We start from the raw sequence: 16,650 nt of genomic DNA on the forward strand, positions 1-16,650 counted from the left end.
TATCGTTGTGCACATTCATACATTTACTTTTTCATAGAAAAATTCATGAATGGTACGTGCAGTCGGCATCGTTTTCATTTGTTTTACCGACATTACTCTCCCTGTGTCTTCACAAATACCATACATATCTATTTCCATTTTAAATAATGCACGTTCTACATCTTTTAAATCCTCTTTTATATCATGTAATAAAAGTTTTTTCTTTATCTCTTCCTTAATTTCATACCCAAGCTCTTCGCTAAACTCTGTATTATATTTGTACATAACCTCTTTAGCTAGCCTCTCTTGTAACTCTTTTCGCATCAATTGCAATTCTTCTTTGATTTCCATATACATTTCATTCACGTGTACATTCCTCCCAGTTGCAATGTACGATTAGTGTGTCCGAAATTTATATGCTTACCTCTCACACATTTTTCCTTCATAGGAAAGAGAGTGAAAGTTATTTCAATATACTGTTAACCAAAAAAATGACTGCACTTTACGTGCAGTCACCCCTTATTATTTTACATAATTTTCTTTAACAACCGTTGCACAACGCTCACATAATGTTTCATGTTCAGCATCTTTACCAATTGTTTCTGAAACTACCCAACAACGTTCACATGTTTCACCAGTTGCTTGAACAACAACAACCGCTGTATGTTCATACTTCGGTGCATCTGCTGGCGCTTCTTCCATCATGCCACCAAGTTTGTACTCAGAAACGATGAATAATTGCTTTAAGTCTTCGTTAATAGACTCTAACATAGCTTTCATTTCTGCAGTTGGATATAGCGTAATGCTTGCATTTAATGACTTACCGATTACCTTTTCATTACGAGCTACTTCTAACGCTTTTAATACGTCATCACGCAATGTCATAAATGCATCCCATTTTGTTTTTAATGCTTCTGCACCATCTAATTGTACAGCTTCTGGCATATCAGTTAATTGTACACTTTCTTCTGTTACACCTGGAATGTATGGCCATACTTCATCAGCTGTATGCGGTAAGATTGGTGTTACAAGTTTCGTCAATGCAACAAGAACATCATATAATACAGTTTGAATTGCACGACGATCTTCATGGTTCGCACCTTCAATGTATAAAATGTCTTTTGCAAAGTCTAAGTAGAATGAACTTAAATCAATTGTACAGAAGTTATGAATTGCATGATATACAGCAGCGAAGTCGTATGTCTCATATGCTTCTTTTACTTTTGTAATTAAGTCATTTAATTTCACTAACATGTAACGATCTACTTCACGAAGTTCAGCTACAGCTACTGTATTTTCACTTGGCTTAAAGTCGTCTAAGTTTCCTAATAAGAAACGGAATGTGTTACGGATTTTACGATACACTTCTGCTACTTGTTTTAAAATATCATCCGAAATACGTACATCAGATTGATAGTCAACAGAAGATACCCATAATCGTAAAATATCTCCCCCTAATTGATCCATAATTTTCTTCGGTACGACGATGTTTCCAATCGACTTACTCATTTTACGTCCTTCACCATCTAATACGAAACCGTGGCTTAGTACGCCTTTATATGGCGCTTTTCCTGTTACAGCAACTGCTGTCGATAATGAAGAGTTAAACCAACCACGATATTGGTCAGATCCTTCTAAATATAAATCTGCTGGACGTTGTAAGTCATTGCGCTCTTCTAATACCGCTTGGTGAGAAGAACCCGAGTCGAACCATACATCCATGATGTCTGTTTCTTTACGGAATTCACCATTTGGGCTACCTGGATGTGTAAATCCTTCTGGTAATAGATCTTTCGCTTCACGCTCAAACCATACGTTAGAACCGTGTTCACGGAATAAATCAGCTACATGGTTAATTGTTTCATCCGTAATGATTGGATCACCATTCTCAGCATAGAATACAGGAATTGGCACACCCCATGCACGTTGACGAGAAATACACCAGTCACCACGGTCACGAACCATGTTATGAAGACGAGTTTCGCCCCATGCTGGTACCCATTTTGTTTCCGCAACAGCTTCTAATAACTCTTTACGGAATGCTTCAATAGATGCAAACCACTGTGCTGTCGCACGGAAAATAATAGGTTTTTTCGTTCTCCAATCATGTGGATATGAATGCGTAATGAATGTTAGCTTCAGTAATGCGCCTACTTCTTCTAATTTTTCTGTAATTGGCTTGTTAGCTTTATCATAGAATAAGCCTTCAAATCCAGGTGCTTCCTCTGTTAATACACCTTTATCATCAACTGGGCAAAGTACTTCTAAGCCATACTTTTTACCAACAATAAAGTCATCTTCCCCGTGTCCTGGTGCTGTATGAACACAACCTGTACCTGCATCTGTTGTTACGTGATCTCCTAGCATAACTAATGAATCACGATCGTAGAATGGATGCTTTGCAACTGTATACTCAAGCTCGCTACCTTTTACTGTTTTCACAACTTCAGCGTTTTCCCACTCTAACGTTTTTGCAACTGTCTCAAATAGTTCAGAAGCAATAATATATTTTTCACCATTTACTTTTACAATAGCGTATTCAAGTTCTGGGTGAACAGAAATACCTAAGTTTGCAGGCAACGTCCAAGGCGTTGTTGTCCAGATAATGTATTTCTCATCACCTTCTAATACGTTCTTTCCATCTTTTACAGGAAATGCTACGTAAATAGATGCTGATTTCTTATCTTGGTATTCAATTTCAGCTTCTGCTAAAGCTGATTCACTCGTTGGTGACCAGTAAACTGGTTTTTGCCCTTTATAGATATAACCTTTTTTCGCCATATCACCAAACACTTTAATTTGTTGTGCTTCATATGCTGGCTCTAAGGTAATGTATGGGTTATCCCAATCAGCACGTACACCTAAACGCTTAAATTGCTCACGCTGACGTTCTACTTGTTCATATGCATACTCTGCACATAACTTACGGAACTCAGCAACTGTCATTTCTTTACGCTTCACACCTTTATTTGTTAAAGCTTGTTCAATTGGTAAACCGTGTGTATCCCAACCTGGGACATATGGTGCACAGAAACCAGTCATTGATTTATAACGAACGATAAAGTCTTTTAATACTTTATTTAATGCATGTCCCATATGAATGTCACCATTCGCATATGGAGGTCCATCATGCAGTACAAATAAAGGACGACCTTTCGTATGTTCTTGTACCTTTTCATAAATATTCATTTCCGCCCACTTTTCTTGCATTGCAGGCTCACGTTTTGGTAAATTCCCACGCATCGGGAACTCTGTTTTTGGCATTAGTAATGTATTTTTGTACTCCATGCTCAATTCCTCCTTACATGTATAAAAGAAAGACCTAAAAAACGGAATAAAAAAGAGACTTTCTCATCCCAAAAAGGGACGAGAAAGTCTCCCGCGGTACCACCCTAGTAGATTCTATACGTATGTATACAATCCTCTTTATATTCTTAACGCGAATATACGCCTACGCTTACTCTATTTGTTCAGCGCGGAACTCCAGGGTGATATTCCCATTATCTCCTTATCCTGAGCTTACACCATCCTCAGTTCGCTATATAAGGTATGAAAAAGGTACTTATCCCTATCTTCGTTTTTCTTAATAAATATGTTGTTTAAAATTATATGTAATAATGAGAAAAACGTCAAGCTTACACTGTTTCTTCTTTTTTCAACAGCTCGTCTACTTCGTCTTCTAACTCAATTAGTTTATCCCAATCATCGTTGTTTAACATTTCAAGCTGTGTTTCTAATAACATACGGAAACGAGTGCGGAATACTTTCGCTTGTTTCTTTAGCTCTTCAATATCAAAAGCAACTTTTCTTGATTTTACTAAAGCTTCGTTAATAATACGGTCTGCATTCTTTTCAGCTTCACGTACAATTAATTTCGCTTCTTTTTGGGCATTACGTTTTACTTCTTCCGCTGCTTCTTGTGCAACAACGATAGATTTGTTTAACGTATCTTCAATATTAGAGAAATGATCTAACTTCCCTTCTAATTGCGCAACTTGTTCTTCTAAAGCTTTTTTCTCACGAATGACTAATTCATAATCTTTGATAATTTGATCAAGAAACTCATTTACTTGATCCTCATCATAGCCACGGAATCCGCGACCAAATTCTTTGTTATGAATATCTAATGGTGTTAACGGCACAACGCCACCTCCAAGTAGTTATCTAAATTTCCTCTTTCAATTATATCTTTTCTTCGACAAAATAGGAGGATTTCCTTCTAAAAAACCAATCATTTTAGTATACCATACAAAATTCTCCATTTGTCGCGCTTTGTTCTACCTTCTACAGAAAACAATTTACTGCGTCCATATCCTCTCACTGAAAAAACATCTCCTGGATAACATTCATAAGAGGTTTGCTCCACTGTTTTCCAATTCACTTTTACTAAACCATTTTTTATGAAAGGTTGTACTTTTTGCCTAGATATATGTAACATTTCAGCTAACATAACATCTAAACGAAGTGAAGAAACCGTTCCGGATTTCTCCCCCCACGTTTCTTGTATCTGTAGAATTTTTTCCCCTTGCACTGGTGATAAGGAGACTTTCACTTTTCCTATAGATTGTAAGTTCATCTCAATATAAGATACAACTTCTTTCGCGACTACAATTTGGGCACGATCTTCTTGAAGCAAAATATCACCACATTTTTCTCTCGTTAAACCAAGAGACATAAATGTACCTAATATTTGCCTATGCTCTAGCGTATAAAACTTGGAAGGATAGTCAATTTCCAATACTTCTACTTGAAATTCCTCTGCATTTATTACTAGATAGTCCGGATAAATGAGTGCTCTTTTGCGCTCTGCTTGAGACGTTGCACCATCAAATTGTACAGCAACATCCCCTTGGCCTATTACCATAGTAACAATTTGTTGTTGCCTTGGATCAAGGAAATCTGTTAATTTCACTTGATGGTACTCCGCTGCTCGCTTCCACTCTAACACTTTATCCACAAAGACCACTTCATCAGGTCTAAAATGCTCGTAGATGCTCATACATATAACCTCTTACTATAAGAAATAGCCGAATAAACTTATTAAACCATTTGTCGCAAGTCTTAAAGCAAAGATCGCAACGAGTGGCGAAATATCAATCATACCAAGCGGCGGAATAAATCTGCGAAATGGTTCTAAATATGGTTCACAAATACGCGCAAGAAACTCTCCGAAAGTTGATTCCTTTGCACCTGGGAACCATGATAGGAGAATGTAAATAATAAGTGCCCACGAGTAAATCTCGATAGCATAAACTAAAAGTCTTAAAACGGTTTCCATGGCGTATTACCACCTCTTTATATTTGTGTCTTCTTCTTCACCGAATAACTCTGAAATTGCACCAACTATATCTACATTTTCAGGCGTACACATAAATGTTTTCGGTCCTATTTTTTGAATGTCCCCGCCTATAGCGTATACAGTACCACTTAAAAAGTCAACGATACGTACAGCTTGATCCGTAGACATTCGTTGTAAATTAATTACAACAGCTCGTCTACCTTTTAAATGGTCCGCAATTCCTTGCGCTTCCGAATATGTGCGTGGTTCTAATAAAACAACTTTTGAGGATTGCTTCGCTGTTTCAATGCTCACAACATTTTGTTTCGTTTGCGCTTTTGGAAACGTAACATCTTGTTGTTCTGGCGGATCTTGCTGCTTCTTCATGTCCGTTTGCTCCTTTTCATAACTATATTGAGCTGCTTCTTTTTCTTCAGGTGTATCAAAAAAGAAGTATTTTACTTTTGACCAACTCATAATAAGATTCTCCTTCCTTTTACGCTTTTCCTACTAAAATCGTCCCCAAACGAATGTATGTAGCACCTTCTTCAATTGCAATCGTGTAATCATTAGACATTCCCATTGATAATTCTTTACATGGCGCATGTAATAATTCTAACTCCTGCACCTCTGTTTGTAGCATACGTAATGTCTTAAAACAGCGTCTAATTTCTTCCTCTTCTTCTGTAAACGGAGCCATTGTCATTAGTCCAACCACTTCAATCTTATCCAATTCTTGCAAACTTTGAATAAAAGAAACGGTTTCTTCTATTGCCAATCCTTGCTTTGATTCTTCAGATGATGTTTTCACTTGAATAAAACATTTCACTTTCTTATCCGCACGTTTTTGAATTTCTTTTGCAAGTGAAAGACGATCTAATGAATGTAAATAATCGATTTCATTAATGATTTCTTTTACTTTTCTCGTTTGTAATGATCCAATAAAATGCCAATTCACTTTTGAACCGAAATGTTCATACTTCTGTAAGAAACCTTCATTTCTATTTTCACCTAAATCGATAATTCCTGCTTCAATTACTTCGTTTGTTTTTTCAATTCCTACCGTTTTTGTAACTGCAACGAGTTTAATATCTTGCAAAGAACGTCCCGCTCGCGCGCAAGATTGTTTAATTGCTTCGTTTACAGTTGTTAAATTTGTTTGTACTGTCACTTGCTTTCATCCTCCTTAAAACCTATGAAACTCAACATTCTCCCTGTCTTACCTTGATCACGACGGTGAGAGAAAAACAGTTGTTCTTCACAGCTTGTACAAAGAGATGACATTACAATATTCTCTTCTTTTATGCCTGCTTGTACACATAATATACGATTAATTTCTTTTAAATCAATTGCGTACTGTCCGTCAGAAACTTTTTTATAAGGAACAGAACCGTTTACTACTTGCTCTGCTGCTGTTAACACTCGATTATCAACAACATAACAACAAGATCCAATTGCTGGTCCAATCGCAACATGAATTTCATCACTCGAAATCCCTTCTGCATTCCATTTTTGAATCATTTCTTTTGCAATCTCTTTTACAGTCCCTTTCCATCCAGCATGCGCAAGTCCTATCATACCATGTGATGGTGCATAAAAATAGAGTGGAACACAATCAGCATAACAAGATGTTAAAAGAACATCATTATTAGTCGTATAAATGCCATCTGTTTTTGAAATGCCGTCTTCATATGAATAAACGCCACTTCCTTTTTCCTGTTGTCCTACTTTTTCAACATGATGATCATGAACTTGTTCAGAGCAAATCCAGTTTTCTAATGGTTTTTGTAACTTATTTGCTAAAATGCGTCTATTTTCATGAACGTTCTCGGCAATATCATTCACATGTAATCCTAAATTCATTGCATGAAAGGAGCCCGTACTTACCCCACCATCTTTTGTCGTAAATCCAGCAGTAATGTTTCCAAGTTCTTTCCACGCTTCTAAATACAGTATACCGTCCACATATTTAAATGGTTCTCTCATAACAGCGGCTCCTTTTAATTAAAATAACATAAAAAAGCATGGTACTTCCTGTCTATTTTACCATACTTTTATTTTTTCATAATCCTAACAGAAAAAAAAGAGGAATTTGTAATATTCTTTATGAAATTGTCGGTGTTTGTATTGATTCTGTTACAGAATTAACAGGATTTACTCTAACAAGTATGACATCTTCCCCAATTTTCACAATTTCTTTCCAAGGAATTACAATTTCTACGTCTTTCCCAAAAATCCCAAACATACGTGCCTGTTTAGAAATAATAATAGAATCGATCTTCCCTGTGTTCATATCAATTTCAATATCACCAATATTACCCAGCCTTTTTCCGTCTGAAACATTTATTATATCTTTCATCTGCAATTCCGAAATTTGTATCACTTTCATCCTCTCCCTTATATATGACGAATCGAAAAAACATTGTTTCTCAAATGAACAGGAAGCAACCTCTTACCAACTTCATATTATTTTCATTATATGAACACAGCTACCCTACTATGAGCGCAAACAAACTATATGACATATAAAAAGGTTTCACCATAAATGGTGAAACCTTATCCTTGAATTGTCTTATTCATTTGTTTAATAGCTGATTTCTCTAAACGTGACACTTGTGCTTGAGAAATCCCAATTTCTTCTGCAACTTCCATTTGTGTTTTCCCTTGGAAGAAACGTTTGCGAATAATCATTTTCTCACGATCATTTAAACGCTTCATTCCTTCTTTTAGTGCTAGCTCTTCAACCCACTGCTCGTCCTTTTGTTTTTCATCACTTAACTGATCCATAACAAAGATAGGATCTCCCCCATCGTTATAAATCGGCTCAAATAATGAAACTGGATCTTGAATTGCATCTAAAGCAAAAACGATTTCTTCATGAGTCACTTCAAGCACTTTTGCAATATCCATTGCTGTTGGTTCTTTTGAATTTTCTGCAATCAACTTTTCTCTTACTTGTAACGCTTTATACGCAATATCTCGTAATGAACGAGATACGCGAATCGGATTGTTATCACGCAAATATCTGCGTATTTCCCCAATAATCATCGGCACAGCATACGTTGAAAATTTTACATTTTGGCCTAAATCAAAATTATCAATGGATTTCATAAGTCCGATGCAACCAACTTGAAATAAATCGTCAACATATTCTCCTCTGTTATTAAATCTTTGGATGACGCTCAGTACAAGACGTAAGTTTCCATTCACTAATTTCTCTCTTGCGCTTATCTCTCCACTTTGCATTTCACGAAATAATTTACGCATTTCATCATTTTTTAGTACGGGAAGTTTAGCTGTATCAACACCGCAAATTTCTACTTTGTTTCTCGTCAAAGTGTTCCCTCCTATCGGGAGTTGCTGTACAGTGTAAAGTATTTCCTTTGAAGGAGATTTTATGCATGCGGTTTTCTCTTCATTTTTCATTTTCGTTGTCCTTCCTCATACAACGAAAGAGAATAAGACCAGCCTACATAACGGCTGGTCTTATTCTTTACACCATTTTATTAAATTCTTTTCGTAATCTTTTTATGATTCTTTTTTCTAAACGCGAAATGTATGACTGTGAAATCCCAAGCATATCCGCTACATCTTTTTGCGTCTTTTCCTCTCCTCCAGCAAGCCCAAACCGAAGTTCCATAATTTGTTTTTCACGATCATTTAATTGATGTAATGCTTTCATTAGAAGATGACGATCAACCGTAGCTTCTAAATCTTTTGTAATAATATCATCGTCTGTCCCTAATACATCTGATAATAAAAGTTCATTCCCGTCCCAATCGATGTTAAGCGGTTCATCAAAAGAAACTTCTGAACGATTTTTATTATTCCGGCGCAAATGCATTAAAATTTCATTTTCTATACAACGTGATGCATATGTTGCTAATTTTATTTTCTTTTCTGGATTAAATGTATTTACCGCTTTAATAAGCCCAATTGTTCCAATGCTAATTAAATCTTCAATATTTATCCCTGTATTTTCAAACTTTCTTGCTATATATACAACTAGCCGTAAATTGCGTTCAATCAGTAACGACCTTGCTGCCTGATCTCCTTTTGGCAATTTATTCAAAAGAACTTCCTCTTCTTCTTTCGTTAACGGTGGTGGTAACGCTTCACTTCCACCAATGTAATAAATTTCATCGGTCTTAATTCCTAATTTCAACAATACTTTATACCAAAGGTATACTAAATAAAATTTTAATTTCATCATATTATCCCGCCTCCCATTATTAAGCAATTACCATTTTTTGCGAAATTAACATTTTCGGATGCACAATACATTGATACTCTCCATTGGTTGACAACTGTTGTGTATTTAATCCAATCAATACTTTATTGACGACAATAGAACTACCTTCATGATAAATTTGTACACTTTCTGGCTTAATTGCCCATAAAAATTGATTCTCTACTCCTACTGCTCGGAAAGGAATTAAGCGTAATTTTGTCGCCCACCCAGAATCATTTTCTGGTATTTGAGGAATCTCTGTTTTGGAATAAATTTGTTCTGTTAACCAAGCTGGTAAACAATGTTCTAACGATGAAATATGCATAATCATAACAGGTGTTTTCGTTAACGGGTCGTAAAGTTGATTCCCACTATCAATTAAACCTGCGAGTTCTAGTTCCTCTTCAGCTAATTGAATTTTCAATTTCACAATTTGATCATAGTGTATTTTTGTAACCTCTACGCTTTCAATACGCTTTTTAGAAAAATAATAAATGACTGGAAAACCAAAAATAACGAACAACCAACTAATTGGGTCACCATAAGAAATTGATTGAGATTGAACCAACCCATTTACCATTTCATTCGTTTGCAAAAAGAAATGAGTGCCCATTAATCCTCCGCCAACCATAAAGGTTACAAAGTAAAAAGTAAAAACAGTTTGTGCATAATTTCTAAATGTTGTAAACCCAAATGCTGTATACACAATAAGTAACGAGTACAGTAGTTTCATAATCGGATGTGTCATCATAGAAGCAAAAGGAGTAAAGGCAAAAATAACAATGGTTGAACCTATCAATGCCCCTAACACAAGCCTCCATCTTTTGATCTTCTTTTTTAACACGGTAGCCGTTAATAAAAGTAAAAGAAAATCAATGCAGGCGTTTAACAACCAAACAACGTCGGCGTAAACAACCAAACAATTCACCTCTTTTTTTAAGTTGAGACTAGTATAATGCATATCCAATAGGAAAGTGTGTCAATTTGCGGAGGTGTTTTTTTGTTATTTTGTGCTTTCTAGACATAATCTGTCGGTAAAAAATAAAAGTATATGTTTCATAGAATGCTATATACTTTTTACTTACATATAAAGTGAAACTTTAATCACCACGCACCAATCATGTTATCCGGCAAATAGCGAAATAGATTAAAATATATAAAATAAAAAAAGACCTGCTTAGGCAGATCTTTTCCCCGTATAAAACAAAAAAGGAGCATAAATGCTCCTTTTCTTTTATCGTCTACGACGATTACGTAAGAATGCTGGAATATCGATATCATCTGAATCTGAATGACGCTCATGTACAACTGGCTCTTCACGCTTCATTTCACGTTTTACTTCACGTTGTTTTGGTGGTTGAGCTACTGGCTGTTGCTGTTGTTGCGTGTGATTCACATTCGGACGGATAATTGGTTTTGGTGGTTGAGTTGCAATTGTATCATCAAAACCAGTTGCAATTACAGTTACAACGATATCATCTTTTAATCCTTCATTAATAACCGAACCGAAGATCATATTTACTTCTGGATCTGAAGCTGAAGCTACAATATCTGCCGCTTCTTGTACTTCATATAAGCTTAAGTTAGCTCCACCAGTAATATTCATGATAACACCTTGAGCTCCATCAATAGATGTTTCTAATAATGGACTAGAAATCGCTTTTTTCGCAGCTTCAGCAGCACGATTTTCTCCATTACCAGAACCAATACCCATTAAAGCAGAACCTCTATTAGACATAATTGTTTTTACGTCTGCGAAGTCTAAGTTAATTAAACCTGGTGTTGCAATTAAATCAGAAATACCTTGAACACCTTGACGTAATACGTTATCCGCTTCACGGAATGCCTCTAACATTGGCGTGTTTTTATCAACAATCTCTAATAAGCGATCGTTTGGAATTACAATAAGTGTATCTACATTTTCTTTAAATGCTGCAATACCAGATGCCGCTTGTGTTGCACGCTTACGTCCTTCAAATGTAAATGGACGTGTTACAACACCAACTGTTAATGCACCTAATTCTTTTGCCACTTGAGCAACAACTGGCGCTGCACCAGTTCCAGTTCCGCCGCCCATACCAGCAGTTACGAATACCATATCAGCACCACGAAGTGCTTCTTGGATCTGTTCTTTACTTTCTTCTGCAGCTTTTTTCCCTACTTCAGGGTTTGCACCTGCACCAAGTCCACGTGTTAATTTTCCACCAATTTGCATTTTTGTTTCAGCTTTTGATAGATTTAATGCTTGTGCATCAGTATTCACAGCGATAAAGTCTACACCTTGTACACCGTGTTCAATCATACGGTTTACAGCATTGTTTCCGCCACCGCCGACACCGATAACTTTTATATTCGCTAATTGATCTTGAGTAGTATCAAACTCTAACATGTCGAAATCCCCCTAGAACCTCATTTTTCGTGTCCAATTTTAATCCCATAAATAACGGAATACACGTTTTACTTTTGACATCATACGGTCATCATTTTGATTATTATTGTTTTGATTACGAGTTTTTTGTTTCGCAGGTTGCTGTTGTACCGGCGCTGGAGCTTGTGCTGGTACTGGTTCAAAATGCTCTTGCTTTTCCTGTACATTTTTCCCACGTAATTTAGCTTTTTGATAAGAATGTTTAATTAATCCTACTCCACTTGTATATTGTGGCTCACGCACACCAATATAATCAGGAGTTGCTATACGAACATTTTCATGTAAAATATCATATGCAAGATCAAGGACACCTGGCATAGAAGCAATTCCACCAGTTAGTACATAACCAGAAGCTACTTGCTTTACTCCTAACTTACGCACTTCATCTTGAACAAACATTAAAATTTCCTCTACACGAGCCTCTATTATATCCGATAATTCCAACTGAGAATATTGTTCTGTTTGATCGCTTCCCATAATAGGAACCGTAAACATCTCTTCTTCAGATGCTGTATCATAAAAAGCATGTCCATATTTCAACTTAATTTGATCTGCATTTTCTGTTGAAGTTTTCAACCCAATTGCAATATCCTTCGTTATATGGTCTCCACCTAATGGTAATACGCTCGTCGCTTGTAACTCTCCATCTTTAAAAATAGATAAAGTTGTAGATCCTCCGCCCATATCAACAAGGGCTACTCCTCTATTTTTTTCATCTGAAGATATAGCAACTGTTGCAGCCGCTAAAGGTTGAAGACAAATATCAACAATTTCAAGACCTGCTTTTTCTACACAACGAAGTAGGTTATGTAGTAAAGTTCTCGAGCCTGTAATAAGTGTACCTTCCATTTCTAATCTTACACCGATCATCCCGCGTGGATCGTTAATCTCGTCAAGACCGTCTACAATGAACTGTCGAGGTACCACATCAATAAACTCACGTTCTGGAGCAATTGACACAACTTGTGCTGCATCTAGAACGCGTAAGACATCTTCATTCCCGATTTCACGATCTTCATTTGAAACAGCGACTACTCCGTGACAAGGAAGTAGCTGTACCTGGTTTGCATTGACACCTACTACAACTTGCTCAATGTGGATTCCCACCATGCGCTCAGCTTGTTCAATTGCTTTTTTAATTGATCGAACAGTCTCGTCTATATCAACTATCGATCCCTTCTTTAAACCATTTGATTTTACATTTCCAACACCAATAATGTTTAAGCTGTCATTAACCATTTCACCAATGATGACTTTAACATTGGATGTACCGATGTCAAGACTAACATATATTTCATTGCTGTTCATTCTTTGGCACCTCCTTCTTTATTTATACCATACAACTCAATATATGGAACAACAATCGCAACTTTACTATTTATAAGAAAAATATTCAACGTCTTTATACGTTTCCCTTTTTTAACCCTATATTTTTCTTATTTTTATTTAACATTCATTTAAGAATATCGCAGTAAACTGTGAATAACTGCTTATCTTGAAATAATTCCATTTCAAGTGTAAAGATTACCGCCAAGTATAAGTCTACACTAAGATGTACTCATAGAAAAGTGAAACTTGTACCAATCCTAGTATGAATCTAAGAATTTTTACATCTTTTTCATCAAATGAACCATTCTTGTAAATTCAGGCACACCCAATAGAACGTTCGTTTCGTTTTTTCTACAATAACGTAGCGAACACTATCTTTCTATTCTTTTTTTTCTTCCGCCCCTAATTCTTTCGTATATGCCCCTACTTCTAAGTCAATTAATACCTTTTTACCCGGCTCAATTGTTTTTAAGATAAGTGGATAAGCTTCCATACGTTTTGCGAAATTTTGAATCGTAGTGCTCACTTCATACCCTTCATTCATATATAAAGTAAGGTGGTCTTCATTCGCATTCGTCGGTGAATAACGAATTTCAGAAATAGACCTTAAAATAGTTGGGGTTAATTTTTCAAGCTCAGCAATTAACTCCTTCATTTTTTCCTCTTTAAAAGGTTCAAAAATTGGCGCTGCAACAGGAAGTTTTCCGTTCGGGAGTACATCAAGTGTTTTCCCATTCTCTAATAACGGTTGTAATTTCCCTTCTTTGTTTATATAACCAATCGTTAAATATTCTTCAATATGAACGTCAATTTTATTTGGAAAACGTTTCTTTACATTTACTGCTTTAATTTCTTTTCGTTTCGTTAAATTTTCTTCAGCTTTATGTGCTGTCACCCGGAAATAACTTGTATCATACGTCACACCTGATTCCTTCATCACTTGTTCATCTGTCATATAATGATTTCCAAACACACTTATCTTTTTTATATTGCTAAGCGGAGACCGAAAATAAATTAAAAAGAGAACTAATAGAAATAAAATTGATATGTATAAAATCAACCGATGATTAACATTTTTCTTCTTTTTTTTCTGTTGATTTTTTAACTTTGGTACACGATCCTGTAGTTTAATTACTTTACTATTTTTCATGTACGATCCCCCTACGTAACATAAAGAACGGCATGTTCCTCATGCCGTTCTTATCTTCTTATTATAACATAAATGATAATGAGCGGAACGAATAACCGTTATCTTCCAATGATTTCTACTTCTGTATGCATTTCTACGCCAAATCCATCCTTAATTGTTTGTTTTATTAATGCAATTAAAGATAAGACATCTTGCGCGCTGGCTCCCCCAGTATTAATAATAAAATTCCCATGCATTTCAGAAATTTGAGCTCCACCTATTTGATAACCACGAAGCCCCGCCTTCTCTATTAAATCTCCTGCAAAGTATGGAGTTGGATTCCGAAACACACTTCCTGCGCACGGATGATTCCATGGCTGTGTTTCACGACGGTAATCTTTATTCTTTTGCATAACACTTACAATTCTCTCACGCTCACCTATTTGTAATTGAAACTCAGCCTCCAAAACAATACCAGGACGTTTCGTTTGCAATACAGATGTACGATAGGAAAACTCCATTTCTCCATGCGTTAACCAGTCAATTGTTCCGTCTTCAAACAAAATAAGAGCTTTTGATAATATGTTTGATATATCCGAATTATGTGCTCCTGCATTCATATACACTGCACCGCCAACACTTCCTGGAATACCACTTGCGAACTCCAGACCGGCTAACCCTTGCCGACTAAGTAAAGTTGATAATTTAATTAGGGGATACCCACCACCAACTCTTACTCTATGTTTTTCGACTTCTAAGTGGTCTAATCCTTCTCCTAAACGAATAACGACACCTTCTATACCTAGATCAGATACAAGAAGGTTCGAACCGCGACCAATTACAGTCCACTTTGTTTTATATTTCTTTACTAACTGCAACGTTTTTTCAATACCGGCAACATGCTTTGGCACAATTAAAATATCAGCTGGTCCACCTATTTTCATAGTTGTATAACGTGCTAACGGTTCATCCACTAACACGCGACCAACATTTGCTTCTATAAGCTCATTTACTAATTGCTCCATAAACAATCTCCCCCATACTAAGCATCCTTATTACAGTAGTATGCAGGGCGTTCACCTAACGTTATTTTTTTACAAGCTTATTCATTACTTCATACAACTTATTTGCTGCATCTGGAATACCTAATTGCCCAGCAGCAAGCTTCATATTTTGTAATGTTTGTGCATCTAATAAAATCTCGTCAATATCACGAATAAGTGTTTCAGCTGTTAAATCTTTTTCAAGCAACATTTTTGCTGCTCCTTTATCGACAACAGAACGTGCATTTTTTTCCTGATGGTTATTTGTTACATAAGGACTCGGAATTAACACACTTGGCTTACCTAACGCTGTTAATTCTGCAAGTGTTGTTGCTCCAGCTCTTGAGACAACAAGGTCTACACCTGTAAGTACTTCTGGCATATTATGAATGAAAGGTTTAATAATAACATTATTCGGGTTCCCTTTTTGCTTCACTGCATCCATCACTTTGTCGTAATGAACTTCACCTGTTACATACAATATTTCGTAACTTTTATTTCCAAACTGTTCAATTGCCTCTACGAAAGCATCGTTAATTGGTCTAGCCCCACGGCTGCCACCAAAAATAAGCACGGATTTTTTAGGAAGAGATAAACCTACTGAACGTTTTCCTTTCATTCCATTTTGATCCATTACTTCTGACGCTCGTGGGTTTCCTGTCATGACCACTTTTGACTGCGGAAAATGTTCTGCAGCCGCTTCAAAACAAACTGCAACTTTATCAACATAGCGGCTTAAAAATTTATTCGTTACACCAGGTACACTATTTTGTTCATGTACAATAGTTGGAATACCTAATTTTGCCGCAGCATATACAACAGGTCCACATACATATCCACCTGTTCCAATTACAATATCTGGATTGAAACGACGAATATATCGTTTACTATCTTGTACACCTTTTAGAAAACGCATCACCGTTTTCACGTTGTCTAACGATATTTTACGCTTAAATCCACTTATAACAATAGATTGAAACGGTATACCTGCTTTGGGCACGATTGTGCTCTCTAATCCATTCTCCGTTCCAATATATAAAAACCTTGCTTCCGGATTCAATTTTTTTATTTCTCTTATTAAAGCAAGAGCCGGATAAATATGACCTCCAGTGCCCCCACCACTTACTAATACACGCACTACTAACTCCTCCGCTTCTCTTTTTCTTATTACAGTCGTATTTATTTCTATATACATATTGTTTCTTCGTACACATACGAAAAACCCTGTCTTAT

The 16,650-nt window shown here is 36.2% G+C and carries 17 protein-coding genes and 1 other annotated feature; all 17 genes read right to left on the minus strand.

Annotated elements, in window-relative coordinates:
* Positions 1–15 precede the first annotated feature (15 nt).
* A complete protein-coding gene (locus NST14_RS19395) occupies positions 16–345 on the minus strand; it encodes a molecular chaperone DnaK (protein WP_001004664.1) in 330 nt (109 codons plus the stop codon).
* Positions 346–501: 156 nt separating this feature from the next.
* A complete protein-coding gene (gene ileS2, locus NST14_RS19400) occupies positions 502–3,267 on the minus strand; it encodes an isoleucine--tRNA ligase (RefSeq protein WP_000455935.1) in 2,766 nt (921 codons plus the stop codon).
* 71 nt (positions 3,268–3,338) lie between these two features.
* Positions 3,339–3,563, minus strand: a binding site (T-box leader).
* Between the two features lie 51 nt (positions 3,564–3,614).
* Positions 3,615–4,121, minus strand: a complete 507-nt coding sequence (divIVA, locus tag NST14_RS19405) for a septum site-determining protein DivIVA (RefSeq protein ID WP_001131612.1) — start codon at positions 4,119–4,121, stop codon at positions 3,615–3,617.
* An 89-nt stretch (positions 4,122–4,210) separates the two neighbouring features.
* On the minus strand, positions 4,211–4,978 hold the full coding sequence (locus NST14_RS19410) for a YlmH family RNA-binding protein (RefSeq protein WP_229142895.1): 768 nt from the start codon (positions 4,976–4,978) through the stop codon (positions 4,211–4,213).
* Positions 4,979–4,993: 15 nt separating this feature from the next.
* Positions 4,994–5,257, minus strand: coding sequence for a YggT family protein (locus tag NST14_RS19415; protein ID WP_000450920.1), 264 nt, complete (start codon positions 5,255–5,257; stop codon positions 4,994–4,996).
* A gap of 6 nt (positions 5,258–5,263) precedes the next feature.
* Positions 5,264–5,734: a cell division protein SepF gene (locus NST14_RS19420; RefSeq protein WP_000119138.1), complete on the minus strand. Its 471-nt coding sequence runs from the start codon at positions 5,732–5,734 to the stop codon at positions 5,264–5,266.
* 19 nt (positions 5,735–5,753) lie between these two features.
* Positions 5,754–6,428 (minus strand): YggS family pyridoxal phosphate-dependent enzyme, encoded by a 675-nt coding sequence (locus tag NST14_RS19425; RefSeq protein ID WP_000218169.1) that lies wholly within the window; start codon positions 6,426–6,428, stop codon positions 5,754–5,756.
* Positions 6,425–7,243 carry a peptidoglycan editing factor PgeF gene (pgeF, locus tag NST14_RS19430; protein WP_061536483.1) on the minus strand — a complete coding sequence of 273 codons (819 nt, stop codon included), beginning with the start codon at positions 7,241–7,243 and terminating at the stop codon, positions 6,425–6,427. Before pgeF ends, NST14_RS19425 begins: the two co-directional genes overlap by 4 nt.
* Before the next feature lie 118 nt (positions 7,244–7,361).
* Positions 7,362–7,646 (minus strand): YlmC/YmxH family sporulation protein, encoded by a 285-nt coding sequence (locus NST14_RS19435; protein WP_001998116.1) that lies wholly within the window; start codon positions 7,644–7,646, stop codon positions 7,362–7,364.
* Positions 7,647–7,813: 167 nt separating this feature from the next.
* Entirely contained in the window at positions 7,814–8,593 is a 780-nt protein-coding gene (gene sigG / locus NST14_RS19440; RefSeq protein ID WP_000197753.1) for an RNA polymerase sporulation sigma factor SigG, read from the minus strand.
* 157 nt (positions 8,594–8,750) lie between these two features.
* Positions 8,751–9,470 carry an RNA polymerase sporulation sigma factor SigE gene (gene sigE, locus NST14_RS19445; protein WP_000976948.1) on the minus strand — a complete coding sequence of 240 codons (720 nt, stop codon included), beginning with the start codon at positions 9,468–9,470 and terminating at the stop codon, positions 8,751–8,753.
* 19 nt (positions 9,471–9,489) lie between these two features.
* Positions 9,490–10,407 carry a sigma-E processing peptidase SpoIIGA gene (gene spoIIGA, locus NST14_RS19450; RefSeq protein WP_000261993.1) on the minus strand — a complete coding sequence of 306 codons (918 nt, stop codon included), beginning with the start codon at positions 10,405–10,407 and terminating at the stop codon, positions 9,490–9,492.
* Positions 10,408–10,722: 315 nt separating this feature from the next.
* The gene (ftsZ, locus tag NST14_RS19455; RefSeq protein WP_000888991.1) at positions 10,723–11,877 is read right to left on the minus strand and encodes a cell division protein FtsZ; all 1,155 of its coding nucleotides are present in this window, start codon (positions 11,875–11,877) and stop codon (positions 10,723–10,725) included.
* Between the two features lie 39 nt (positions 11,878–11,916).
* Positions 11,917–13,224: a cell division protein FtsA gene (ftsA, locus tag NST14_RS19460; RefSeq protein WP_001087555.1), complete on the minus strand. Its 1,308-nt coding sequence runs from the start codon at positions 13,222–13,224 to the stop codon at positions 11,917–11,919.
* Positions 13,225–13,624: 400 nt separating this feature from the next.
* Complete coding sequence (gene divIB / locus NST14_RS19465; RefSeq protein WP_000798230.1) at positions 13,625–14,395, minus strand: cell division protein DivIB; 771 nt, start codon at positions 14,393–14,395, stop codon at positions 13,625–13,627.
* A 98-nt stretch (positions 14,396–14,493) separates the two neighbouring features.
* Positions 14,494–15,399 carry a UDP-N-acetylmuramate dehydrogenase gene (gene murB / locus NST14_RS19470; protein WP_000437042.1) on the minus strand — a complete coding sequence of 302 codons (906 nt, stop codon included), beginning with the start codon at positions 15,397–15,399 and terminating at the stop codon, positions 14,494–14,496.
* 61 nt (positions 15,400–15,460) lie between these two features.
* Complete coding sequence (gene murG / locus NST14_RS19475; protein ID WP_001265415.1) at positions 15,461–16,555, minus strand: undecaprenyldiphospho-muramoylpentapeptide beta-N-acetylglucosaminyltransferase; 1,095 nt, start codon at positions 16,553–16,555, stop codon at positions 15,461–15,463.
* Positions 16,556–16,650: the final 95 nt, after the last annotated feature.

It is taken from the genome of Bacillus sp. FSL W8-0519, from assembly GCF_038005585.1.
In the GTDB taxonomy this organism is placed as follows: Bacteria; Bacillota; Bacilli; order Bacillales; family Bacillaceae_G; genus Bacillus_A; species Bacillus_A paranthracis.

Coding starts and splice junctions, on each gene's coding strand:
- ileS2 (WP_000455935.1), bottom strand. CDS start 3,267: ATGGAGTACAAAAATACATTACTAATGCCAAAAACAGAGTTCCCGATG.
- NST14_RS19410 (WP_229142895.1), bottom strand. CDS start 4,978: ATGAGCATCTACGAGCATTTTAGACCTGATGAAGTGGTCTTTGTGGAT.
- NST14_RS19415 (WP_000450920.1), bottom strand. CDS start 5,257: ATGGAAACCGTTTTAAGACTTTTAGTTTATGCTATCGAGATTTACTCG.
- NST14_RS19420 (WP_000119138.1), bottom strand. CDS start 5,734: ATGAGTTGGTCAAAAGTAAAATACTTCTTTTTTGATACACCTGAAGAA.
- pgeF (WP_061536483.1), bottom strand. CDS start 7,243: ATGAGAGAACCATTTAAATATGTGGACGGTATACTGTATTTAGAAGCG.
- NST14_RS19435 (WP_001998116.1), bottom strand. CDS start 7,646: ATGAAAGTGATACAAATTTCGGAATTGCAGATGAAAGATATAATAAAT.
- sigE (WP_000976948.1), bottom strand. CDS start 9,470: ATGATGAAATTAAAATTTTATTTAGTATACCTTTGGTATAAAGTATTG.
- ftsZ (WP_000888991.1), bottom strand. CDS start 11,877: ATGTTAGAGTTTGATACTACTCAAGATCAATTAGCGAATATAAAAGTT.
- ftsA (WP_001087555.1), bottom strand. CDS start 13,224: ATGAACAGCAATGAAATATATGTTAGTCTTGACATCGGTACATCCAAT.
- divIB (WP_000798230.1), bottom strand. CDS start 14,395: ATGAAAAATAGTAAAGTAATTAAACTACAGGATCGTGTACCAAAGTTA.
- murB (WP_000437042.1), bottom strand. CDS start 15,399: ATGGAGCAATTAGTAAATGAGCTTATAGAAGCAAATGTTGGTCGCGTG.